22 protein-coding genes are annotated in these 23,828 nt (G+C 62.7%); 14 read left to right on the plus strand and 8 right to left on the minus strand.

The window, feature by feature from the left end; translation table 11 throughout:
* The 5 genes from KHO30_RS37370 to bioB form a co-directional block, all read left to right on the plus strand.
* Positions 1-251 (plus strand): hypothetical protein (locus KHO30_RS37370; RefSeq protein WP_211703927.1); only part of this gene is annotated, 251 nt, incomplete at its 5' end.
* A 120-nt stretch (positions 252-371) separates the two neighbouring features.
* Positions 372-1,721 (plus strand): adenosylmethionine--8-amino-7-oxononanoate transaminase, encoded by a 1,350-nt coding sequence (bioA, locus tag KHO30_RS37375; RefSeq protein ID WP_211703928.1) that lies wholly within the window; start codon positions 372-374, stop codon positions 1,719-1,721.
* Entirely contained in the window at positions 1,721-2,905 is a 1,185-nt protein-coding gene (bioF, locus tag KHO30_RS37380; protein WP_211703929.1) for an 8-amino-7-oxononanoate synthase, read from the plus strand. The genes bioA and bioF overlap by 1 nt, the downstream gene beginning before the upstream one ends.
* A complete protein-coding gene (bioD, locus tag KHO30_RS37385; protein WP_211703930.1) occupies positions 2,902-3,633 on the plus strand; it encodes a dethiobiotin synthase in 732 nt (243 codons plus the stop codon). Before bioF ends, bioD begins: the two co-directional genes overlap by 4 nt.
* Before the next feature lie 34 nt (positions 3,634-3,667).
* Positions 3,668-4,759, plus strand: a complete 1,092-nt coding sequence (gene bioB / locus KHO30_RS37390) for a biotin synthase BioB (protein ID WP_211703931.1) — start codon at positions 3,668-3,670, stop codon at positions 4,757-4,759.
* A 94-nt stretch (positions 4,760-4,853) separates the two neighbouring features.
* On the opposite strand, the gene KHO30_RS37395 is transcribed toward bioB, so the two are convergent.
* A complete protein-coding gene (locus KHO30_RS37395) occupies positions 4,854-5,879 on the minus strand; it encodes a sulfate ABC transporter substrate-binding protein (protein ID WP_093644752.1) in 1,026 nt (341 codons plus the stop codon).
* 146 nt (positions 5,880-6,025) lie between these two features.
* Positions 6,026-6,628 (minus strand): RBBP9/YdeN family alpha/beta hydrolase, encoded by a 603-nt coding sequence (locus KHO30_RS37400; protein WP_093644754.1) that lies wholly within the window; start codon positions 6,626-6,628, stop codon positions 6,026-6,028.
* A gap of 292 nt (positions 6,629-6,920) precedes the next feature.
* Here KHO30_RS37400 and KHO30_RS37405 point away from each other — a divergent pair, with 292 nt between their 5' ends.
* From KHO30_RS37405 to KHO30_RS37430, 6 genes are all read left to right on the plus strand, one after another.
* Positions 6,921-7,862 (plus strand): 2-hydroxyacid dehydrogenase, encoded by a 942-nt coding sequence (locus KHO30_RS37405; protein ID WP_200652542.1) that lies wholly within the window; start codon positions 6,921-6,923, stop codon positions 7,860-7,862.
* A gap of 101 nt (positions 7,863-7,963) precedes the next feature.
* Positions 7,964-8,890 (plus strand): hydroxymethylglutaryl-CoA lyase, encoded by a 927-nt coding sequence (locus KHO30_RS37410; RefSeq protein ID WP_211703932.1) that lies wholly within the window; start codon positions 7,964-7,966, stop codon positions 8,888-8,890.
* 42 nt (positions 8,891-8,932) lie between these two features.
* On the plus strand, positions 8,933-9,454 hold the full coding sequence (locus KHO30_RS37415) for a YbaK/EbsC family protein (RefSeq protein WP_093644760.1): 522 nt from the start codon (positions 8,933-8,935) through the stop codon (positions 9,452-9,454).
* Between the two features lie 4 nt (positions 9,455-9,458).
* Positions 9,459-9,686, plus strand: coding sequence for a DUF1289 domain-containing protein (locus tag KHO30_RS37420; protein ID WP_054037809.1), 228 nt, complete (start codon positions 9,459-9,461; stop codon positions 9,684-9,686).
* Complete coding sequence (locus KHO30_RS37425) at positions 9,683-10,168, plus strand: MaoC family dehydratase (protein ID WP_211703933.1); 486 nt, start codon at positions 9,683-9,685, stop codon at positions 10,166-10,168. Before KHO30_RS37420 ends, KHO30_RS37425 begins: the two co-directional genes overlap by 4 nt.
* The gene (locus KHO30_RS37430; RefSeq protein WP_211703934.1) at positions 10,165-11,085 is read left to right on the plus strand and encodes an MBL fold metallo-hydrolase; all 921 of its coding nucleotides are present in this window, start codon (positions 10,165-10,167) and stop codon (positions 11,083-11,085) included. The genes KHO30_RS37425 and KHO30_RS37430 overlap by 4 nt, the downstream gene beginning before the upstream one ends.
* A gap of 332 nt (positions 11,086-11,417) precedes the next feature.
* On the opposite strand, the gene KHO30_RS37435 is transcribed toward KHO30_RS37430, so the two are convergent.
* Positions 11,418-12,317, minus strand: a complete 900-nt coding sequence (locus tag KHO30_RS37435; RefSeq protein WP_211703935.1) for a DMT family transporter — start codon at positions 12,315-12,317, stop codon at positions 11,418-11,420.
* 114 nt (positions 12,318-12,431) lie between these two features.
* On the opposite strand from KHO30_RS37435, the gene KHO30_RS37440 reads away from it, so the two are divergent.
* Positions 12,432-12,902: an Lrp/AsnC family transcriptional regulator gene (locus tag KHO30_RS37440; RefSeq protein WP_093644768.1), complete on the plus strand. Its 471-nt coding sequence runs from the start codon at positions 12,432-12,434 to the stop codon at positions 12,900-12,902.
* Positions 12,903-12,941: 39 nt separating this feature from the next.
* Here KHO30_RS37440 and KHO30_RS37445 read toward each other — a convergent pair whose 3' ends face one another.
* A complete protein-coding gene (locus tag KHO30_RS37445; RefSeq protein ID WP_200652535.1) occupies positions 12,942-13,832 on the minus strand; it encodes an alpha/beta fold hydrolase in 891 nt (296 codons plus the stop codon).
* Positions 13,833-14,155: 323 nt separating this feature from the next.
* Between KHO30_RS37445 and KHO30_RS37450 the strand changes: the two genes are divergently transcribed.
* The gene (locus tag KHO30_RS37450; protein ID WP_201129319.1) at positions 14,156-15,115 is read left to right on the plus strand and encodes an NAD(P)H-dependent flavin oxidoreductase; all 960 of its coding nucleotides are present in this window, start codon (positions 14,156-14,158) and stop codon (positions 15,113-15,115) included.
* 60 nt (positions 15,116-15,175) lie between these two features.
* Here the strand turns inward: KHO30_RS37450 and icmF are convergent, their stop codons facing one another.
* The 4 genes from icmF to KHO30_RS37470 all read right to left on the minus strand — a co-directional run bounded on the left by icmF (position 15,176) and on the right by KHO30_RS37470 (position 22,167).
* Complete coding sequence (gene icmF / locus KHO30_RS37455; protein ID WP_211703936.1) at positions 15,176-18,736, minus strand: fused isobutyryl-CoA mutase/GTPase IcmF; 3,561 nt, start codon at positions 18,734-18,736, stop codon at positions 15,176-15,178.
* A gap of 78 nt (positions 18,737-18,814) precedes the next feature.
* Complete coding sequence (locus KHO30_RS37460) at positions 18,815-19,753, minus strand: LysR family transcriptional regulator (RefSeq protein ID WP_093644775.1); 939 nt, start codon at positions 19,751-19,753, stop codon at positions 18,815-18,817.
* A 216-nt stretch (positions 19,754-19,969) separates the two neighbouring features.
* A complete protein-coding gene (locus KHO30_RS37465) occupies positions 19,970-21,058 on the minus strand; it encodes a porin (RefSeq protein ID WP_093644785.1) in 1,089 nt (362 codons plus the stop codon).
* 563 nt (positions 21,059-21,621) lie between these two features.
* Positions 21,622-22,167 (minus strand): hypothetical protein, encoded by a 546-nt coding sequence (locus KHO30_RS37470; protein WP_093644887.1) that lies wholly within the window; start codon positions 22,165-22,167, stop codon positions 21,622-21,624.
* Positions 22,168-22,725: 558 nt separating this feature from the next.
* Here KHO30_RS37470 and KHO30_RS37475 point away from each other — a divergent pair.
* Entirely contained in the window at positions 22,726-23,754 is a 1,029-nt protein-coding gene (locus tag KHO30_RS37475; RefSeq protein ID WP_211703937.1) for a bile acid:sodium symporter family protein, read from the plus strand.
* Positions 23,755-23,828: the final 74 nt, after the last annotated feature.

Here is a 23,828-nt window from a genome sequence, read left to right on the forward strand (position 1 = left end):
AAGGCCAAAGCCCCAAGAACACGGACAACAAGCGCCAAGCAGACCAAAACCCTCGCCAAAAATCCGCCGAGCAGGCACCAAACCCCAAATCCCCGCCCATAAGGCGCAACTACTTTGACGTCGTCAACTCCCCCCATCAGCGGCCTTCAAACCAAAACAGAAACCACCTGCCGCGAACAGCACCCAACCCCATCGCCGAAGGCAAAAACCACCCCTCACCCCCTAGTGCACAGCGAGAAATAAACCGCTAATCTCGACCCCGCAAGCCTCCCCAAAGGCCGCGCGCAGCGCAAGAAACAACCCGCGCCGCGACTGAAATGGCCCTAAAAAAGCCAGCCGTGCAACGGCAAAAAAGCACCTCGGAGTACCTTTTGGAAAAGTCAGCATCCCCTGAAGACTGGATCACCCGCAGCCTGCGTGCCGTCTGGCACCCCTGCACCCAGATGAAACATCACGAACGTCTGCCGCTCATCCCGGTCGCGCGTGGTCAAGGCGCGTGGCTCTACGACCGCGCGAACAACCGTTATCTGGACGCGATCAGCTCCTGGTGGGTCAACCTGTTCGGCCACGCCAATCCGCGCATCAACGCGGCATTGAAAGATCAGCTCGATACCCTCGAACACGCAATGCTCGCCGGCTGCACGCACGAGCCAGCCATCGAACTCGCGGAGCGCCTCGGCGCGCTCACCAACAACACGCTCGGTCACGCGTTCTTCGCATCAGACGGCGCATCCGCCGTTGAAATCGCGCTGAAGATGAGCTTCCACTCGTGGCGCAATCGCGGCTTCGCGGACAAGCAGGAATTCGTCTGCATCGCCAACAGCTATCACGGCGAAACCATCGGCGCGCTCGGTGTCACCGATGTCGCGCTCTTCAAAGACGCCTACGACCCGCTCATCCGCAACGCGCATGTCGTCGCCTCGCCCGATGCGCGCCTCGCACAAGCAGGCGAAACCGCCGCCGACGTCGCGCGCCGCGCGCTCGATCAGGTTCGCTCGTTGTTCGAAGCACGCGCGACGAAAATCTCGGCGCTGATCGTCGAGCCGCTCGTGCAATGCGCGGCCGGCATGGCAATGCACGACGCCTCGTATATCGCCGGTTTGCGCGCGCTGTGCGATCAGTACGGCGTGCATCTGATCGCCGATGAAATCGCTGTGGGTTGCGGTCGCACCGGTACGTTCTTCGCGTGCGAACAGGCCGGCATCTGGCCGGACTTCCTGTGTCTGTCGAAAGGGATCAGCGGCGGCTATCTGCCGCTCTCGATCGTGTTGTCGCGCGATGAGATCTTCGACGCCTTCTATCACGACGATACCGCGCGCGGTTTTCTGCACTCGCATTCCTACACGGGCAATCCGCTCGCCTGCCGCGCGGCGCTCGCCACGCTCGATCTGTTCGCGAGCGACAACGTGCTCGCCGCAAACGTACAGAAATCCGCCAGGCTGAAGGCCGCGCTCGCGCCGCTCGCCGAACATAAGCACGTGCGCAATCTGCGTCAGTGCGGCACGATCTTCGCGTTCGATGCCGTGATCGACGATGCTCAGCAAGCCAAAACATTCTCGCGCCGTTTCTTCGAAAACGCGTTGCGGCGCGAACTGCTGCTGCGCCCTATTTCGACCACGGTGTATCTGATGCCCCCCTACATCCTCGACGACGAAGAAATCGCGCTGCTCGCCTCGCGCACACGCGAAACGTTTGAAGCCACGCTCGCGGAGACCCGCTAATGCATCTGCTCGACACACTCACCGAAGGTCTCAAGGAAATCGATGCGCGTGGTCTGCGCCGCCATCGTCGTACCGCTGACACGCCGTGCGCCGCGCACATGACAGTCGACGGCCGCGCGATCATCGGCTTCGCCAGCAACGACTATCTTGGCCTCGCCGCGCATCCGAAACTGATCGCCGCAATCGCTGAAGGCGCGGAACGTTATGGCGCCGGCAGCGGCGGTTCCCATCTGCTCGGTGGCCACTCGCGCGCGCACGCGCAACTCGAAGACGATCTGGCCGAATTCGTCGGCGGCTTCGTCGACAATGCGCGCGCGCTCTACTTCAGCACCGGCTACATGGCGAATCTCGCGACGCTCACTGCGCTCGCTGGCCGCGGCACGACGCTCTTCTCCGACGCGTTGAATCACGCGTCGCTGATCGACGGCGCGCGTTTGTCCCGCGCTGACGTGCAGATCTATCCGCACTGCGATACGGAAGCGCTAAGCGCGATGCTCGCTGCCTCGGACGCCGAAGTCAAAGTAATCGTCTCCGATACGGTCTTCAGCATGGACGGCGACATCGCGCCCCTGCCGCGTCTGCTTGAACTTGCTGAGCAGCACGGCGCATGGCTGATCGTCGACGACGCGCACGGTTTCGGCGTGCTCGGCCCGCAAGGCCGTGGCGCGATTGCAGAAGCCGCGCTGCGCTCGCCGAATCTGATTTCGATTGGCACGCTCGGCAAGGCCGCGGGTGTGTCGGGCGCATTCGTCGTCGCTCACGAAACCGTGATCGAATGGCTCGTGCAGCGCGCGCGTCCGTACATCTTCACGACTGCGTCGGTGCCGGCTGCAGCGCATGCGGTGTCGGCGAGCCTGCGCATCATCGGTGGCGCAGAAGGCGATGCGCGCCGTGCGCATCTCAAGAAACTGATCGAACGCACGCGCGCGATGCTCAAAGCGACGCCGTGGCTGCCGGTCGATTCGCACACTGCCGTGCAGCCGCTGATCATCGGCGCGAACGATGCCACGCTCGACATCGCGGCCACGCTCGATCGTGCAGGTCTCTGGGTGCCGGCGATCCGTCCGCCGACCGTGCCCGCGGGTACGTCGCGGCTGCGTATTTCGCTTTCCGCCGCGCATTCGCAAGCGGATCTGGATCGGCTCGAAGCAGGCTTGCAACAACTCGGGGCGAAGGCCGCATGAGTAGCTCGAGTCAAAGCGCCCTGTCTCTATTCGTCACCGGTACAGATACGGAAATCGGCAAGACCTTCGTCTCCGCAGCGCTGCTGCGCGGTTTCGTTCGCGAAGGCCTGCAAGCCGCCGCGATGAAGCCGATCGCCGCGGGCGCGTTCGAAGTGAACGGCGTGCTGCACAACGAAGACGCCGATCAACTCGACGCCGCGTCGAGCGTTCTGCTGCCGCCGGAGATTCGCACGCCGTATCTGCTGAAGGAACCGGCCGCGCCACACATCGCCGCCGCACTGGAAAACGTCACGTTCGATATCGATCACATCGTTGATTGCCATGCGCAGGCTTTGAAGCAAGCCGAGATCGTCGTGGTGGAAGGCGTCGGCGGTTTTCGCGTGCCGCTAACCGCAACGCAAGATACCGCCGACCTCGCCGTCGCGCTGAAGCTGCCGGTCGTGCTGGTGGTCGGCATGCGCCTCGGCTGCATCAGCCATGCACTGCTCGCTGCCGAAGCGATCGCCGCGCGTGGCCTCACGCTCGCCGGCTGGGTAGCGAACCGTATCGATCCGGACATGACGTTCCCCGACGAAAACATCGCTTCGATTCGCGAGCATCTTGCGCGTGAATACGATGCCCCCTTGCTCGGTATCGTGCCGCATTTGAGCCCAGCTTCGCCCGAGCTCGCGGCGGATCAACTCGACATCAACCGACTCCTGCAGACGCTGCGCCACGCGCAGCGCTGAAAACCCATTACATCCATCCATGAGGATTGACGACATGACGCAACTGAACATCGCTCCGACGCCAGCCGACACGGCCGCCGCCAACAACAACGCTGCAGCAGGCGCCAAGCCGATGGCCAAGTGGCGCGTCGCCGACATCGTCGCGTTGTATGAACTGCCGTTCAACGACCTGATGTTCCGCGCGCAACAAACTCATCGCGAACACTTCGACGCCAACACCGTGCAGCTGTCGACGCTGCTGTCGATCAAGACCGGCGGTTGCGAAGAAGATTGCGCGTACTGTCCGCAGTCGGTGCATCACGACACGGGCCTGCAAGCCGACAAGCTGATGCCGGTCGATGAAGTATTGGCCGCCGCCAAGGTCGCCAAGGAAAACGGCGCGACGCGCTTCTGCATGGGCGCGGCATGGCGCAACCCGAAGGACCGTCACCTCGAGCCGATCAAGGACATGATCCGCGGCGTGAAGGCGATGGGCCTCGAAACCTGCGTGACGCTCGGCATGCTGGAAACGCATCAGGCGCAAGGTCTGCGCGAAGCGGGCCTCGATTACTACAACCACAACCTCGATACGTCGCCGGAGTTCTACGGTCAGATCATTTCGACGCGCACGTATCAGGACCGTCTCGACACGCTGGAACGCGTCCGGGATGCGGGCATCAACGTATGCTGCGGCGGGATTGTCGGTTTGGGCGAATCGCGCCGTGAGCGCGCCGGCCTGATCGCGCAACTGGCGAACATGGAGCCGTATCCGGAATCGGTGCCTATTAACAACCTGGTGCAAGTGGAAGGCACGCCGCTGACCGGCACCGAAGCGATCGATCCGTTCGAATTCGTCCGTACGATTGCAGTTGCACGTATCACGATGCCGCGCGCGATGGTGCGTCTGTCGGCAGGCCGCGAGCAGATGGACGAAGCGTTGCAGGCGCTGTGCTTCCTCGCCGGCGCGAACTCGATTTTCTACGGTGACCAGTTGCTGACCACGAGCAACCCGCAAGCCGAAGCGGACCGCAAGCTGCTCGAACGCCTTGGCATTCGCGCAGAAGCAGCGCAGCAGATGCCGTTGGATCAGAGCGGTTGCGAGCATGGCTGCGCGCATGAGCAAAACGCGCACGCTGCGCCGAACTAAAGAACTACGCGTATGAAGCGCGTGCGATAAATCGCACGCAATTTAAAAAGGCCACCTCGTTTCCGAGGTGGCCTTTCTACTTCCGGGCAAAGATTTACTTCTTGTCGACGATGATCTGATCGAACGTCCCGCCATCGGAGAAATGCGTTTGCTGCGCTTTCTGCCAGCTACCGAACATCTCTTCAACGGTGAAGGTCTTGATCGGTTTGAACTCGCCCGCATGCTTCGCGAGCACATTCTTGTCACGCGGACGCAGGTGGTGTTGCGCAATGATTTCCTGCGCGGCCGGCGACCACAGATAGTCGAGGTACGCTTGCGCTTCCTTGCGCGTGCCGCGCTTGTCGACCACCTTGTCGACGATCGACACCGGCGGCGCAGCCAGCAGGCTCACCGACGGATACACCGCTTCGAAATTGCCCGCGCCCACGCCCGTGTCGATCAACGACACTTCGTTTTCGAATGTCACCAGCACGTCGCCGATACCGCGTTGCGTGAAAGTCGTCGTCGCACCGCGGCCGCCTGTGTCGAGAATCGGCACGTTCTTGAAGATGGCCTTTTCGAAATCGATCGCCTGCGCATCGGTGCCTCCGTGTTGTTTGCGATAACCCCATGCGGCCAGATACGCGTAGCGGCCGTTACCCGAAGTCTTCGGATTCGCGATCACCACTTGCACGCCGGGTTTGGCGAGGTCGTCCCAGTCCTTGATATGCTTCGGGTTGCCCTTGCGCACGAGGAACACCATCGTCGTGGTGTACGGAGCGCTGTCGTCCGGCAGGCGCGCACGCCAGTTGGCGGGCACCAGTTGGCCCTTTTCGGCGAGCAGGTCGATATCGTTCGGCTGGTTCATCGTCACGACGTCAGCCTGCAGTCCTTGCAGCACCGACAGCGCCTGCGCGCTTGACGCGCCATGCGACTGGCGAATCGACACGGTCTCGCCGCTCTTCTCTTTGTATGCCGTGATGAAGCCCGCGTTGATGTCCTTGTACAGCTCGCGCGTCACGTCGTACGACACGTTGAGCAGCGACGTGTCCGCGTGCGCCGTCGAGATGCCGCCGAGCGCGAGCGTCATTGCCGTCATGCCGGCTGCCAGCCAGCGCGATGTCCCCGTCTTGCCTGCCATCTTGTCCCCGCCTATCGATGATGAAAACCGGTGGCCGCACAAACGTGCAGCGTGAAGCGGGATTCTAACGGATCGCTTACTGGTTCACTCGCGCTCATCTGCGGGCTCAACTGCGCGCTCAACTACGTGTTCAAGTCCTCCCTCACTCAGACATACGCGTGCTGCGCGACCTCGAACGTCTCTTCACGAAACCGCAGCGGCGCCGCGCAATGCACCAGCGTATCGACGAAATACTTGGCACGTGGCCACGGGCCGAATCCCGCCGCCGTATTGATATGTCCCGCGTCGCCGAGATTGACGAACGCGCTGCCGAAACGCTGCGCGAGATCGCGCGAACCGGCGAGCGGCATCCACGGGTCGGTTTCACTGCCGATCAGAATCGACGGCACGCCGAGACGCCGCGCGTCGAACGGTCCGGCGAAGGCGAACTTCTCCGGGCTTGCAGGTGCGACGAACAGCACGCCGACCACATCGTTCGCATATGACGCCTGCTGCAACGCGTGCGCAGTCGCGAGGCAACCGAAGCTGTGGGCGGCCAGCACGAACGGCCCGCGTTCGCGCGCGAGCAGATCGCGCAGCGACTTCGCCCAGACGGCGACGTCCGGGGCGTCCCAGTCGGCCTGTTCGACGCGCAGCGAACGCGCGAATTGCCGTTCGAGCCATGTTTGCCAATGCGCGCCCTCGCTGCCGTGCAGGCCGGGAACGGTGACGAGCCGCGGCGGCCATGTCGATTTGGTGCATGAAAGCATGTCTGTCCCTCGCTGCCGGAATCCGGGAAATGATTGTCCCGCCGGGCGTCGCAAGGGCGAACCAAGTTTTTGTGCTTTGTTTATGGGGCAAACGCGCGGCCATGTAGTAGCGGCAAATCGCACGCCCGTGCGCAAACGCGCGCGATTCGCGGCGAAAAAGTAGAATGAAGCCTATCCGTAAAAGGAGGAGGCCCATGCCGCAAGCGTCGTGTGAAGTGCCGCGGGCGTTGCAGCCGTTCTACCGGGCCTCTCCCGTCATCCGACTCGACAAAGCACGCGCCTTCCGGACCGTATGAAAATCCTCTTCTACATGCCGCATTCCGACGCCGCCGCGTGGCTTCACGACTTCGCCCATGCGCTGCCGGAAGCCGATCTGCGCGAATGGCAGCCGGGCGACACCGACCCAGCCGATTTCGCGGTCGTGTGGCGCCCGCCGCGCGAGATGCTGGCCGGCCGCGACGGTCTGCGCGCGATCTTCAATCTCGGCGCGGGCGTCGATGCGATCCTCGGACTCGAACACGAGCAACCCGGCACGTTGCCGCGCAGCGCCCAGTTGATCCGGCTCGAAGACACCGGCATGGCCCTGCAGATGGCCGAGTATGTGACGCATGCGGTGCTGCGCTACCTGCGCCGTTTCGACGAATACCAGACGCTGCAAAACGAACGCCGCTGGGAAGTGCTCGATCCGCATCCGCGCGAGACCTTCACGGTTGGTGTGCTTGGCCTCGGCGTCCTCGGTACGCATGTCGCGCAAGCAGTCGCGGCGTTCGGCATGCCGGTGCGCGGGTATAGCCGCAGTGCGCGGCAAATCGACGGCATCACGACCTTCGCCGGCGAAGCACAGTTCGACGCGTTTCTCGACGACGTGAAAGTGCTGGTCAATTTGCTGCCGCATACGCCGGATACGGGCGACGTGCTGAACACCCGCACTTTCTCGAAGCTTGCGAAGGGTGCCTATCTGATCAACGTCGCACGCGGCGGGCATCTGGTCGAACAGGATCTGCTCGAAGCGCTGGCAAGCGGCCAGGTCGCCGCCGCGACGCTGGACGTGTTCCGCGAAGAACCGTTGCCGCCCGATCATCCGTTCTGGCAGGAGCCACGCATCACGATTACGCCGCATATTTCCGCGCTGACCTTGCGCGAAGAGAGCGTCGCGCAAGTCGCGCGGAAAATGACGGCGCTGATGCGTGGCGAAACGGTGAGCGGTGTGGTTGATATTGAGCGTGGGTACTGAGCGCGGATACTGAGCAAAATATCGAGCACGGGTTTTGCACACCGCCGAATTCATCTGAAGGAGCGCCGCCACGCGCGGGCTCGTTGCATGGGAGACACATCATGGCCTTGCCCCAACGCGTCAAAATCGTCGAAGTCGGTCCGCGTGACGGACTGCAGAACGAGAAAGAATTCGTCCCCACCGCGATCAAGATCGAGTTGATCAATCGCTTGTCGGCAGCCGGCTTTCGCAACGTCGAATCCGCCTCGTTCGTCTCGCCGAAATGGGTGCCGCAGATGGCCGACGGCGCCGAGGTGATGGCCGGCATCGAGCGCCGCGCCGGCACGATCTACTCCGTGCTGACGCCGAATCTGCGCGGTTTCGAAGGCGCACTCGCCGCACGGGCGGACGAGATCGTGATTTTCGGCGCCGCCAGCGAAGCGTTCTCGCAGAAGAACATCAATTGCAGCATCGCGGAAAGCATCGATCGATTCGCGCCCGTCGCGCAGGCGGCGAAGGAACATGGTCTGCGGATTCGCGGCAGCGTGTCGTGTGCGCTCGGCTGTCCGTATCAAGGCGAAGTGCCGGTGGCGTCGGTGGTCGATGTGGTCGAACGTTTCGCGGCGCTCGGTTGCGACGAGATCGATATCGCCGACACCATCGGCGTCGGCACGCCGAAGCGCACGCGCGAAGTGTTCGAGGCAGTCACCAAGGCGTTTCCGCGCGAACGTCTGTCGGGGCATTTCCACGATACCTACGGTCAGGCGCTCGCGAACATCTACGCGGCCTTGCAGGAAGGCATCGAGATCTATCACGCGTCGGTGGCGGGGCTCGGCGGCTGCCCGTATGCGAAGGGCGCAACCGGCAACGTCGCGACCGAAGACGTGCTGTATCTGATGAACGGCCTCGGCATCGAGACCGGCGTCGATCTCGCGCAAGTCGTCGCGATCGGTGATTTCATTTCGACGTCGATCGGCCGGCCCAATGTCTCGCGCGCCGGCAAGGCCTTGCTTGCCAAAGCACGCAGCGAACAGGCCAACTGCGTTTGACGCAGGCCACACACTTAGCCAAATCATTCAGGACCTGAAACAATGACGGATCACGCTTCCCTCGACGCCGACGATCTCGCCGCATTGCCTGACTCCGCACGCCGCGTCGCGCTTTTGTTGCGCGAACGCGGCCACGCTGGACGGATCGTGATGTTGCCGGAAACTGGCAAGACTTCCGCCGAAGCCGCAGCCGGCCTTGGCTGCTCGGTTGCGCAGATCGCCAAGTCGATCCTGTTTCGCCGCCGCGAAGACGACGCGCCGGTACTGGTGGTCGCGAGCGGCGCGAATCGCGTCGACGAAAAGAAGGTAGCGGCGCAAGTCGGCGAGATCGGCCGTGCGGATGCGAAGTTTGTCCGCGAGAAAACCGGTTATGCGATCGGCGGTGTCTGCCCGATCGGCCACGCTACGGCGCCCGTCACACTGATCGATGCCGACCTCCTGGAACTCGACAGCCTGTGGGCCGCCGCCGGTCATCCGCATGCGGTGTTCAATCTGACGGCGCAGGAACTGATTGCGTTGACGGGCGCGCCGGCGCTCGACGTGGCGCTGCGCGAGACAGTGTGAAGCAATGACAGCGGGCATCGATAACGAAGACGACGAGGCTGCCGTGCCGTCACCGTGCATCAGCGTGTGCAGGATGGACGCTTCGACCGGTTGGTGCGAAGGCTGTTTGCGCACGATCGACGAGATCGCCAGCTGGTCGTCGTTCGACGACGACGCGAAGCGCGCCGTCTGGGACGCGATCGAGGAACGCCACGCGGAGTTCATGGCCAGGCAGGCAAAGGTGCAGCGGTGAACGCCGCGCCGCGCATCGTAACGATCGGCGAGACGTTCAGCTCGACGCTCGAGCTATCGGCGGAATCGGTGAAGTCGTTCGCCACGCTCGTCAACGACTTCAACCCGCTACATCACGACGACGCCTACGCCGCGCAAAGCCGCTTCGGCGGATTGATCGCGTCCGGTACGCAACCCACCGCACATTTCATGGCGCTACTGGCGACCTATTTTTCGACGTACGCGCAGCCGCTCGGCCTCGAGTTCGATATCAAGCTGAAGAAAGCCGTCCACGCGAACGATACGCTGACGATCACGTGGCGCGTGCGCGACGCGTACTGGAAGCCGAGTCTGAACGGCGATCTGACGCATCTCGAAGGAAGCGTGGTGAATCAGCGCGGCGACACCATGTTGATCGGCACGTCGACAATCCTGGTGATGCCGAAACCCGAAGCATCGGCGATTGCCAACGCGAGCACAAACTCGGACACAGGCGCACCATGATCAACCTACCGGCATCGGTCAGAGTGTTCGAACGCGGCTGGCTTTCGTCGAACAATGTGCTGCTGGTCGACGACACATGTGCCGCTCTTGTCGATACCGGCTACGCGACACACGCGCCGCAAACGGTCGCGCTCGTGCGGCAAGCGCTCGGCGCGCGACCGCTCGATCTGATCGTCAACACGCATCTGCATTCGGATCACTGCGGCGGCAACGCGCTGTTGCAGTCGACGTGGCCGTGCCGTACCGCGATTCCCGCATCCGAAGCCGACGCGGTGCGCGATTGGGACGAAACCCGTCTGACGTTTCGCGCCACCGGCCAGACCTGCGAACGTTTCACCTTCACCGAGACAATCGCGCCCGGCGCGCAACTGCGGCTCGGTGCGCTCGATTGGCAAGTGCTCGGCGCGCCCGGTCACGATCCGCATTCGCTGATGCTGTATTGCCAGGATGAACGCATCCTGATCAGCGCGGACGCGCTGTGGGAAAACGGCTTTGGCGTGATCTTTCCCGAACTGGAAGGTGAAAGTGGCTTCGCTGAAGAACAGGCGGTACTTGAAGCCATTACGAAGCTCGACGTGCGACTCGTGATTCCCGGCCACGGCTCACCCTTCACGAATGTCGAGCAGGCGCTGGAACGGGCATTTTCACGCGTCGCCTGGCTACGGGCCGATCCGGCACGTAATGCGAAGAATGCGTTGAAGGTGCTGATCGTGTTCAAGCTGCTCGAAGTCCGCGCGATGAGCTTCGACACCTTGCTGCGGATGCTCGACGATGCCGCGGCAATGCGCGCCGCCGCGACCATGCTCAAGCCGCGTGGCGAATGGTCCACGTTGGTGCACACGATCGTCGAGGAGTTGGCGGCCAAAAACGGGCCATTGGAGATCGATGGCGAGCGCATCATCGCCCGCCAGGCTTGATGTACAGGGGCCCGTGGCCGCGCGGCAAGCACAACACCAAAACCGTCGCCCCAAAAAGAAAGCCGCTCGACCATTACGGCGAGCGGCGGAAATTCTGTCGGACGTGATCAGCGTCGATATGAATGATACGCGTGCCGGTTTTTTGACCGCATCAGTGATTTCCCTACAGAAGCTTGACACTGCCTTTTAAACCCGCATACAGACAGCATTACGAAGCTTCGTAGCCGCGCGCGTTGGGCGTCATTGGTCCGTCCATATGAACAATTGAACGCGCCGATTGCTCCGGAATCCGTACTATTGCCGGCTGATCCATCGGCATCTCAGCCATTCCATCAGGTCGAAGACAGGCGTTTCTGCGGCACGATCCGCCAGCCGAGATTCACACCGGCGGCCGCGAGCAGGATCAGCACCGCACCGAGCACCTGAATCCACGCGAGTGTCTGCCCGAACGCAACCCGGTCGACGATGATCGCCACCACCGGATAGATGAACGACAACGCGCCGGTCATCGAAGTCGGCAGCTTCTGGATTGCGCCGTAGAGCAGCACGTACATGAGCCCCGTGTTGACGATACCGAGCACGATCAATTCGAGCCACTGCACGCCGTTGGTCGGTAGCGCATCGAAGCGCACGAACGGCGCCAGCATCACGACGCCGAGCGACACCTGGATCAGCGCAATCAGATGCGGCGGCGTACCCTTCAGGCGCTTCGTGATAATCGACGAGACCGCGTACATTGCCGCTGCGCCCACGGCATAGGCGACCCCGACCAGATACTGGCCCGGCACCGCCAATACCGCGGGCTCGACCTTCACCACGAACACGAGGCCGATAAACGCGACCACCAGCCAGGCCACCGCCGACGCGCTGATGCGCTCGCGAAACACCAGCGCGCCAAGCGCGACCAGCATGAACGGCTGCGTGTTGTAGACGGCCGTCGCCATCGAGATCGACGCGCGTGAATAGGCCGCGAACAGCAGCACCCAGTTAATGACGATCGCCGCGCCGCCCAGCAGCGCGAGGCCGAGCATCTTCCAGGAAAAGAGCTTGCGTCTGAACAGGCCGAGCACGGCGCACACGAGCGCCAGCGTCGCGCCACCAAAAATACAGCGAAAGAACACCACGTTGAACGGACTCTGCTGCGACGACACCACCAGCCAGCCGATGGTGCCGGACATCAGCATGGCCATGGTCATTTCCGCCGCGCCGCGGCGAATCTCATTTGACGCCATGATTCGATCCTCGAATTGATTCCTGCATGAGAAGCAGTGTAATTAATCCGATCGCCCGAATACAGGGCTAAACTTAAGTCTTCCCGCGAAGAAACCTAATAATCGAAGGCCGTCATGACGAAACGCCTTGCTCCTGCCACACCCGCGACACTCGATGAAACCGACCGCGCGCTACTCGCCGCGCTGGCGGCGGACGCCCGCCAGCCGGTCAGCGAACTGGCGCGCCGGGTTGGCCTCTCGGCGCCAAGTACGGCCGAGCGCGTCCGCAGGCTCGAAGCGCAAGGCGTGATCGAGCGCTTCACCGTGCAGATCGATCCGCGCGCGCTCGGCTTCACGCTGCAGGCAATCGTGCGCGTGAAGCCCCTGCCCGGGCAGCTGCATCTGGTGGAAGACGTGATCCGGCGAATTCCGGAGTTTGTCGAATGCGACAAGGTGACCGGCGACGACTGCTTCATCTGCCGCCTCTACCTGCATTCGATCGAGCAGCTCGACGAGATTCTCTCGAAGGTGACCGAGCGCGCGGAGACCAGCACCGCCATCGTCAAGTCGACGCCGGTCGCGCGCCGCTTGCCGCCGCTAGGCTGAGCGGAGCGCGCGGCGGTGCCGCGCGCTGAACGAAACCACTTACTGCTCAACCGCCTCGAAGAACGACAGCATTTCCGTGACCAATTCCTCCGACGCCTCTTCGGGAATGTAATGGCCGCACGGCAGTGAGCGCCCGCTCACGTCCCGCGCAACGTGACGCCATTCCGCCAGCGCGTCGAAGCACTTCTCGATCACCCCCTGCTCGCCCCACAACACACGCAGCGGACAGCCGATCTTGTGGCCGCGCTCGATGTCGGCACGGTCGTGTTCAAGATCGATGCTCGCCGACGCCCGGTAGTCCTCGCACATCGCATGCACGGCGCCGGGCTGCGCCAGCGCGCTGCGATACGCGTCAAGCGCTTCGGGCGCGAACGGCGCAAGGCCCGCGTGACGGCTCCCCATCACCGCATCGACATAGGCGGCCGGGTTCGCGCCGATCAGCGTTTCCGGCAGCGGCTCCGGCTGGATCAGGAAGAACCAGTGGAAGTAATGGGTCGCAAAGGCGCGGTCGGTGGCTTCGTACATCGCGAGCGTCGGCGCGATGTCGAGCAGCATCAAACGCTCGACGGCGTCGGGATGATCGAGCGCCATCCGGTGCGCGACGCGGGCGCCGCGATCATGAGCGCACACGAGAAATCGTTCGAAGCCGAAGTGGCGCATCACGGCGACCTGGTCGGCCGCCATCGCGCGTTTGGAATACGGCCTGTGGTCGGCGTCGCTGGGCGGTTTGCCCGAGGCGCCGTAGCCGCGCAGATCGGTGGCAATGACGGTGAAGTGCTCCGCCAGTTGCGCCGCGCACCGCTGCCAGATCAGATGCGACTGCGGGTGACCGTGCAACAACAGCAGGGGCGGCCCTGACCCGCCCTTCACTCCGAAAATATCGACGTCGCCCACGGCGACACGAAAGGGCGTGAAATCCTCGAAGGCCATAGCGGGTCTCTTGTCGTTTGGGAGTCAAACCATTGTAGAAGCGCAATGTGTCGATGCGGGGTGGGATAGCCCACGCAGGCATAGAACCTGAACACTCCTTCCAACTGTTCTAAACGGACACGATGCGGCCGCTTCGCCTATAATCGAACGATCGTTCTTAAATTTTTGAGCGGTCATGACAAACGCATGGCAAATGCGGAGCGGGGTCGTGGCGGCAGCACGGCTGCTGGCCAGTCTCGACGCACCACAGGTCATGTGCCGCTAAACTCATTATCGCCGGGCGCTCTACACCGCACCGGCCCGTTTATCAGGAGACTCGCACCATGGCATTGCCCGCCGTCCTGCAAAAACTCGCGCTGCCCGTCGTCGCTTCGCCGATGTTCATCGTCAGCTATCCCGAACTCGTGTTGGCTCAATGTAAGGCTGGCATCGTCGGCTCGTTCCCCGCGCTGAACGCTCGCCCGGCCGAACTGCTCGACGAATGGCTCACGCAGATTCAGGCGCAGCTCGCCGAGCACAAGGCGGCCAATCCCGATGCGATCATCGGGCCGATCGCCGTCAACCAGATCGTCCATCAGTCGAATACGCGGCTCGAGCACGACGTGCGTGTGTGCGTCGAACACAAGGTGCCGATTTTCATCACCAGCCTGCGCGCACCGGCGCGTGAGATTGTCGACGCGGTGCATAGCTACGGCGGCATCGTGCTGCATGACGTGATCAACCTGCGGCATGCGCAGAAGGCCCTGGAAGCAGGCGTCGACGGGCTGATCCTGGTGGCGTCGGGCGCCGGCGGCCATGCGGGCACGACCTCGCCGTTCGCGCTGGTCGGCGAAGTGCGGCGCATGTTCGACGGCCCGATCGTGCTGTCCGGTTCGATCGCCAACGGCGGCTCGATCCTCGCCGCGCAGGCCATGGGCGCGGATCTCGCCTACATGGGCACGCGTTTCATCGCGACCAAAGAAGCACATGCGGTCGACAGCTATAAGCAGGCGATCGTCAATTCCACGGCCTCGGACATCATCTACACGAACCTGTTCACCGGCGTGCATGGCAACTACATCCGCGAAAGTATCCTGAACGCGGGGCTGGATCCGGATGCGTTGCCGGAATCGGACAAGACCGCGATGAACTTCGGCAGCGACAAGGCGAAGGCGTGGAAAGACATCTGGGGTGCAGGCCAGGGCGTCGGCCTGATGGACGACGTGCCGAGCGTTGGTGAGCTGGTTCAGCGTCTGACGAAGGAATATGACGACGCGAAAGCGCGGCTGGGGATCGCCCGGTAAGTGGCTGGTTAAGGTGTTTTGCTGCGGCTCCCGGTTTTGGAGCCGCAGCATGTCCGGCCCCTACATATTGCGGCGGTATTGCCCGCCCACTTCAAACAACGCGTGCGTGATTTGCCCTAGCGAGCAGACGCGCACGACGTCCATCAGCACCGCGAACACGTTGTCATCGTCGATCACTGCGCGCTTCAGGCGTTCAAGCGCCGCGGGTGCGTCGTCACGATGCTGTGCCTGAAAATCGCGCAGACGCTTCAACTGGCTCTGTTTTTCTTCGTCGGTGGAACGGGCGAGCGCGATCGGCTGCGGCGCTTCATGCGGATGCGCGCTCAAGAACGTATTCACGCCCACGATCGGATATGAGCCATCGTGCTTGCAGTGCTCGTACAGCATCGACTCGTCCTGAATGCGCCCACGCTGATAGCCCGTTTCCATCGCGCCTAGCACGCCGCCGCGCTCAGTCAATCGATCGAATTCCGCCAGCACCGCCTCTTCCACCAGATCCGTCAGTTCCTCGATCACGAAGCTGCCCTGATTCGGATTCTGATTCTTCGCGAGCCCCCATTCACGGTTGATGATCAACTGGATTGCCACCGCACGGCGCACCGAATCCTCCGTGGGCGTGGTGATCGCTTCGTCGAATGCGTTGGTGTGCAACGAATTGCAGTTGTCGTAGATCGCGATCAGCGCTTGCAGCGTGGTGCGGATATCGTTGAAGTCGATTTCCTGCGCATGCAGGCTGCGGCCTGAGGTTTGCACGTGGTACTTGAGCTTCTGGCTGCGTTCGTTCGCGCCGTAACGCTCGCGCATTGCAATGGCCCAGATGCGTCGCGCGACACGGCCGAGCACTGTGTACTCCGGGTCCATACCGTTCGAAAAGAAGAACGAGAGATTCGGCGCGAAGTCGTCGATCGACATGCCGCGCGCGAGGTAGGCCTCGACATAGGTGAAGCCATTCGCGAGCGTGTAGGCCAACTGCGAGATCGGATTCGCGCCCGCCTCGGCGATGTGATAGCCGGAGATCGACACCGAATAGAAATTGCGCACGCCGTGGTCGACAAAGTACGCCTGAATATCGCCCATGACTTTCAGGCTGAACTCGGTTGAAAAGATGCACGTGTTCTGGCCTTGGTCTTCCTTCAGGATGTCGGCCTGCACCGTGCCGCGCACGTTTTCCAGGGCTGTGCGGCGCGCGGCGGCGAGTTCTTCGCTGGTGGGTTGGCGTCCTGCCTGTTGCAGCCTGTCATTTAAACGCGCGATCTGCTGATCGATCGCGACGTTGAAGAACATCGCGAGAATCGTCGGCGCCGGGCCGTTGATCGTCATCGATACCGACGTCTCTGGCGCGCACAGATCGAAGCCGTCGTAGAGCGTTTTCATGTCGTCGAGCGTCGCGACGGAGACGCCTGAATTGCCCACCTTGCCGTAGATGTCGGGGCGCTCGTGCGGCTCTTCGCCGTAGAGCGTGACCGAATCGAAAGCAGTCGAAAGACGTTTGGCCGGCATGCCTTCGGAGAGCAATTTGAAACGGCGGTTGGTGCGGAACGGATCGCCTTCGCCGGCGAACATCCGTGTCGGGTCTTCGTTTTCGCGGCGGAACGGAAACACGCCGGCGGTGAACGGGAAGTAGCCGGGGAGATTGTCGAGCATCAGCCAACGCAGGATCTCTCCATGGTCGATGAATTTCGGCAGCGCGACTTTGCGGACTTCGGATCCGGATAGTGTCGTGACGGTGAGTGCGGTGCGAATTTCGCGGTCGCGTATGCGGACGATGTGTTCGTCCCCGGAATAGGCGGCCACGGTTTGCGGCCAGGCATCGAGGAGTTTGCGTTCACGTTCGCCGAGGGCGGCGGTGCGTTGGGTGATGAGGGTGTCGAGTTGGGTTTGGGGTGTGTTGGCGGAGTTTGCCGCGACACTTGAGTCTGAACCTGTGGAGGCAGTGGCATCGGCATCAAATGATGCGCCTGTGCCTGCATCACCTTCAGCGAGCATACGGCGCGCTTCTGTAAGTTGCCAGCGCTCACGCGCCACCCGCGCTTGCGCGTCGGCACGCTCACGATACGCGTGAACAGTCTGCGCGACATCGGCCAGATAGCGCACGCGTGCCGGCGGCACGATGGCATTGCGGCCGCTCGAAAAGCGCAACTCATCAAGCACCGGCAGACGGCCACCGCCTGAACGCAGACCATGCGTGCGCAGCGACTCGGCCACATGCTGATACAGCGCGGTCACCCCGTCGTCGTTAAAGCGCGAGGCTATCGTGCCGAACACCGGCATCGCGTCGGGCGCCTTCGCGAAGTCGCCACGGTTGCGCTGCACCTGCTTCGCGACATCGCGCAACGCGTCCGGCGCACCTTTGCGGTCGAACTTGTTGATCGCGACGAAGCTGGCGAAGTCGAGCATGTCGATCTTTTCCAGCTGACTCGCCGCGCCGAATTCCGGCGTCATCACATACAGCGATTCGTCGACGAACGGCACGATCGCCGCATTGCCCTGCCCGATCCCGGACGTCTCGACGATGATCAGATCGAAACCCGCGGCCTTGCACAACGTGAGCACATCAGGCAACGAATCGGTGATTTCGCTTGATGCGTCGCGCGTCGCCATCGAACGCATATAGACGCGCGCGCCGCCGCCCCAATCACCGATCGCGTTCATGCGGATGCGGTCGCCGAGCAGCGCGCCGCCGGATTTGCGACGCGACGGATCGATGGCCAGCACGGCAATCGTGAGGGCGTCGCCGTAGTCGAGCCGGAAACGGCGGATCAGTTCGTCGGTGAGCGAGGATTTACCGGCGCCGCCGGTGCCGGTGATGCCGAGGACGGGGACATCGATCGCTTCGGCGAGGACCGATAGTATTTCCTGCTCGGCTGATTTGACGCGGCCTGCTTCGTACGCGCTGATCAGTTGCGCGAGTCTGCGAAAGGTGAAGGCTGCAGGGTCGGGTTGTTCGGCTGCGTTCGTGGTGCCAGCGATCTCGCTGCCTTGGAGCGCTCCACCTGCCTGCCGTGCCTTCCCGGAAACATCGCGCGCGTTGACGTGATCTTCAGCCCGCGTCTCAACGTGCGACGCAGCACGCGGCTCGAAACGCGGCAGCCCACTCGCCGACAGATCGGCCACCCACTCGCCAACCGGACTCTCCCGAACGGCGGCAGCGGCGCGCGCCACTTCAGCGCAGCGCGAAATCATATCGTCGATCATGCCTTGGAGGCCAAGCCGCTGGCCGTCATGCGGCGAATAGATCTTCTCGACACCATAACGCTCGAGCTCGGCAATCTCGTCAGGAACGATCACGCCCCCACCGCCGCCGAACACCTTGATGCGTTCGCCGCCACGCGCACGCAGCAGGTCGACCAGATAGCGGAAGTATTCGTTATGGCCGCCCTGATAGCTGGACACGGCGACGCCGTCGGCGTCTTCGTGCAGCGCGGCGGTGGCCACTTCATCGACGGAACGGTTGTGGCCAAGGTGAATCACCTCGACGCCGCTCGCTTGCAGGATGCGCCGCATGATGTTGATCGACGCATCGTGGCCGTCGAACAGGGCAGCAGCGGTGACGAAACGCAGGCGCCGGCCCGCAGGCAGCTTGTGGCCACCGGCGCGCTGCGGCGTGGACAGATCGGTCATGTCTCCCCCAGATCGTTACGCGTATGGGTGCTGGCAACCAGTATAGCTAAACGGGTAGGAGCGGCTCGACCGGGCCGCCTATCGCACCGCGAGCGCCTTGATCTGCTCGAGCGAAGGCCACAGCGATTCGTTCGCGAACCGCTCGGCCAGGAAGTCGACAAACGAACGCACCTTGGCCGACAGATGCCGGCGGCTCGCGTAGACGACATGGATCGGCAACTCGCGCGGCGGCACGTCGTCCACCAGCAGCGGCACGAGACGCCCCGTGGCCAGATCGTCGCCGATCACCTCGGTGCCGAGCATCGCGATGCCCGCGCCTTGCAGCACGATCACGCGCTGCGCCTCCAGGTGGTTGACGATCAGATTGCCGGACAGACGCACACGCGGCGAGCTATCGCCTGTCGTAGGCGCGATTTCGAGTGCGGACACGCCCGCGTACTGCAGGTAATTGTGGCGCGCCAGATCGGCGACGGTCTTCGGCGTACCGTGCCGGCGCAGATAGGCGGGCGACGCGCATAGCACCAGATGGGCGGTCGCAATCTGCCGCGCGATCAGTGAGGACGACTTCAGTCCGTTCGGCGAAGCCCGGATCGCGACGTCAAAGCCTTCGTCGATCAGTTCGACGACACGGTCGGACAGGGTCATGTCGACGGTGACCTGCGGATACTGCGCGGCGTAGTCGGCCACCGCGGCCATCACGTGGCTCAAACCGAATGCCGATAGCGACGACACCCGCAAGCGCCCTTGCGGCACGACGCTCGCCGCGCCGACCACCTGCTCGGCTTCTTCGAGTTCGCTGAGCACCTGGCTCAAGCGCTCGTAGTATTCGCGGCCCGCCTCGGTCGGTGCGACACGGCGCGTGGTGCGGTTCAGCAAACGCGCGCCGAGCTGCTGCTCAAGGTGCATCACGTGCTTGCTCGCCATTGCCGCCGACATCTCCATCCGTTCGGCCGCGCCGACGAAGCTGCCGACTTCGACCACATGGCGAAACACTTTCATGCTGACCAGGGTATCCATCTCAATCGCTCGCCTCAGGAATCAATCGACGCCATTTTGCCGGGTTTATCAAAGACTGGGCGGCAAATCGGACGAACGCGGGCACCAGAAACGGACGTCAGAAGCAGCAAAGCCCACCTTCCGGGGAAGGTGGGCTTTGCAGGTATTGCCTGGTCCGACAGGGTTGGCATCACGCGGCACCCGCTCAGAGGCGCCGCTCGCCTTGGCTCCAGACGCTTAGAACTTCGCGCGGAGGCCCACGCCGTACGTGTCGCCGCTCGACTGGCTGCTGATCTTGTCGTACATGTAAGCCGCGTAGATGTCCGTGCGCTTGGACAGCGGATAGTCATAGCCGACCGAAGCCGTTTGACGGGTCTGGTTGAAGCCGCCGCCATCACGCGAATAGGCGTACGAAGCCATCACCGAGCCCGGGCCGGCCGGGACCGTCACGCCGCCCTGCCCCGTATTCACGTGCCAGCTCGAAACGGTCTGCTGGTTATACGTGTACATGTACTGGCCATAGAACTTCACGAATTTCAGGTCGTACGACGCGCCGACTTGCGCGACGCTCTGGCTCTTCAGGCCCGGAACGCCCGACGTACTGAAGCTGCCGAGGTCGCCCGGCACGCTGTTGAAGTTCACGTACTGGTAGACCGCGGTCGCCGCAAACGGGCCGTGGAAATACAGCACCTGGCCGCTCCACTTCTTCGAGCCGTTCTCGCCGGCCGTGTTGCCGAGCGCGTACATCGCCGTTGCGGACAGGCCGTTGAAGTTCGGCGACGAGTACGACACCGCGTTACTCCAGCCCGAATCGCCCGTCACGCCCATATCGGTCGAGTAGGTCGGGAATGTGCCGAGACCGAGATAGGTGTGCCATACCATCGGCGAGAACTGGTACGAGTCGACGAACGGGTTGAACAGAATCGTCGACACGAACAGCGGCGTGGTTAGACGGCCTGCTGTCACCGTGCCGTACGGCGACTCGATACCGACGTAGGCGTTACGCGAGAACATCGTGTCGCCCGTGAAGCGGCCGTACTGGCCGTTCTGCGCGAGGAAGAAGCCTTCAATCGTGAAGATCGCCTTGTAGCCGTTGCCCAGATCCTCGGCCCCCTTCAAGCCCCAGTACGACGTCGACATACCGCCACCGGACACCTCAGCAGCCGACTTGCCGCCCGGGAATTTCTGCGCGCCAACCCATTCGTCGACCTGACCGTAGAGTTGTACGCTCGATTGCGCAAAAGCAGACGATGCACTGGCCAGCAGGGCGGCACACGCGGTTACCTTGAGGGTGGTCTTCAGCGCACTGCTGATGCTTGTTTTCATGGGTTCTCCTGTCTTTGTCAAAAAGGTAAGGCTGTGCGAAAGGGGGAGCTCGCGCGAATGATTGTTGTTGTCCGTTCGATCATCGAGCCAATCTGGGCGGGACCATCTTTGCGGACCATTTTTATGGACAAAAATATCGTGGGTTATTGCGGGTATAGCGATCTGATTAGTTTTGTCACTTATCGGCCTGATAAAGCAGAGGCCTTGTACGTCCTCACTGCATCGCCGCGGACTTCGCGGTCCGGCGCAAAGCGTTACTGACATTGCGCCCGACTGGGTGATAACGGTTCAGATGACAGGCGGATGACGCGCCGCGGCGAAAACGACCAAATTTGACGACGGGAGAGGGTTTGCTGCCGAATGTTTTCAAAAAAGTGTGGCGTCGAAACGTCACATTGACAGGGGCTTTTTAGACAGCAGCGACGCGCAATACCGCAGCAATCGATTTGAAAGCCGGCAAAGCGGATTTGACGAAGCGTGGGAGAGGAGTTCGGTGAAACGAGCGGTAAGGCGAGGAGCGATGTCAGACCGCGTTGGCCGGGAGCAAGACTCCCGTACTGCCGTTAGTTACGGTAAGGCGAACCTTCCTGCTGACGCGGGTCGTCCCCCGGGCGCTGCATTGCACGCGAGGCGCCGCGCTCTTCGTTGTAGCGGGCGACATCGGCGCGAATCGAACCGGTGCGAACCGGCGCGTTGGGCGGCGGACGCGGTACCGCGCGCGATTCGGCGCTGACAGGCGTGATAGCGCCAGCGTACTGCATGCCGCCGCGGCCGTCGTTTGGATATCCGGCCGGCCCAGCAGCGCGACGCATGCCTGGGTTGTAAGCGCCAAAACCGTTGGCGTAGCCGCCGGTAGCGAAGTTCGCGCCGCCACGGGGCAAGCGCGCGTTGTTGTCGGCGACGTTGTTGCGAGCTGGTCTTGTATTGGCGGCGCCGTAGTAATAGCCGTTGTTGCGCGCATCGCCACGCATTGCGTGGCCCGCGGGAGCATGCGAATAACCGCCACCACCACCGTGCGGTACGCCCGGCACTTTTGCATAGGCGAACGAGCACAGCGCAGCGATAACCGCGCCCAACGCCCAGTGCTTCGTTCTCGACAACCCGTCCACCAAGTGACTCACATGCCCGAAGACCTGCCTGAAGCCCACCGTTCGAGCTGCGATGGACTTGTTCTGGGACCGGCGCGAGCGCTGCGTATCTTTCGCGGCGCGGGGCATCCCGATGGCCTTTGAGCAGTAATTTATGGGTCCCGGCAAAGGGTGTCGAGCCAAAAAGTGTTAGGCCCGGACCGCTGTTGTAACACCTTGTTACTGCGACGTTTTTCTGCGACAGAGCCCTTGCGCGAAAGCCTTGAAACAGCTTGGTTGAGCGGCTTTTGCGAGATTAGTTGAAGGCGCTTGCGTATGACAAATCCAGGCCGGTTTTTTCGCTGGATTGTCAAAACGGCAGTGGACCAAACAGATACGGTCGCCAATACTGGAACTGCCTGTGGGGCGCCACGTGAGATCGTCATGGCAGCGAATCTGATGCGTGATGCTCATTAATCGATTCGGCAAATGAATTTGCGTATTTAATCAATTTTCGACAACAATAGGCGTTTTCCATAGCCTGAGTCGGGCGCCTTCGTGCGCGCCCTGCTTTCCGCATCACCGAATCGAGATTCCGCCATGGCTCGCCCGAAACTGCTTCCCGACAATTTCACCTTGTGCCTCGTAGGCACCGTGATCCTTGCCAGCTTCCTGCCGGTTCATGGGCAGGCCGCCGTCGGGTTCAACTGGGTGACGAACGTTGCGGTCGGCCTGCTGTTTTTCCTGCACGGCGCCAAGCTCTCACGCGAAGCGATCGTGGCCGGCGCGACGCACTGGCGTTTGCATCTGGTAGTGCTGCTCAGCACGTTCGCGCTGTTTCCGCTGCTCGGCCTCGCGCTTAAGCCGCTCCTTTCGCCACTTGTCACGCCGGCGCTCTATGCGGGGGTCCTCTTCCTCTGCACGCTGCCGTCGACGGTTCAATCGTCGATCGCGTTCACCTCCATTGCCAAAGGCAACGTGCCGGCCGCCGTATGCAGCGCGTCGGCCTCGAGCCTGCTGGGCATCTTCATTACCCCCGCCCTCGTCAGCCTCGTCGTCACCAACCAGGCGGCGAGCGGCGGCGCCTCGCCGTGGCATACGGTGGGCAACATCGTTTTGCAGCTGCTGGTGCCGTTCGTGGCCGGGCAGTTGCTGCGCCCGCTGGTCGGCAAATGGATCGAGCGTAATCGCGGCGTGCTGAAGTTCGTCGACCAGGGCTCGATCCTGCTGGTGGTGTACGGCGCATTCAGCGAGGCCGTTGACGAAGGCCTGTGGCACCAGATCCCGCTGTCCGCGCTTGGCGGCCTGCTGTTGATCAGCGTTGTGCTGCTCGCGCTCGCACTGGCCGTGACGATCCTGGTCAGCAAGCGGCTCGGCTTCAACCGCGCCGACCAGATCACGATCATCTTCTGCGGTTCGAAGAAAAGCCTCGCCGCCGGCGTGCCGATGGCCAAGGTAATTTTCGCCTCGCATGCGGTGGGCGCCGTGGTCTTGCCGCTGATGCTGTTCCACCAGATCCAGCTGATGGTCTGCGCCGCGCTCGCGCAGCGCTGGGGCGCGCGCGACACCAGCGGCGAAACTCGCGTGGCTTCGCGCGAGCGGCCCGCCGCCGCTGTCGCGCGCCGTTGAATACGCGCGCAATGCAAACAGGACATTCATAAGCGCCCTCCCTGAGCGTCATTTGAAGAAAGCCGCCTCGTGCG

The organism is Paraburkholderia aspalathi, from assembly GCF_905220735.1.
GTDB lineage: Bacteria > Pseudomonadota > Gammaproteobacteria > Burkholderiales > Burkholderiaceae > Paraburkholderia > Paraburkholderia aspalathi.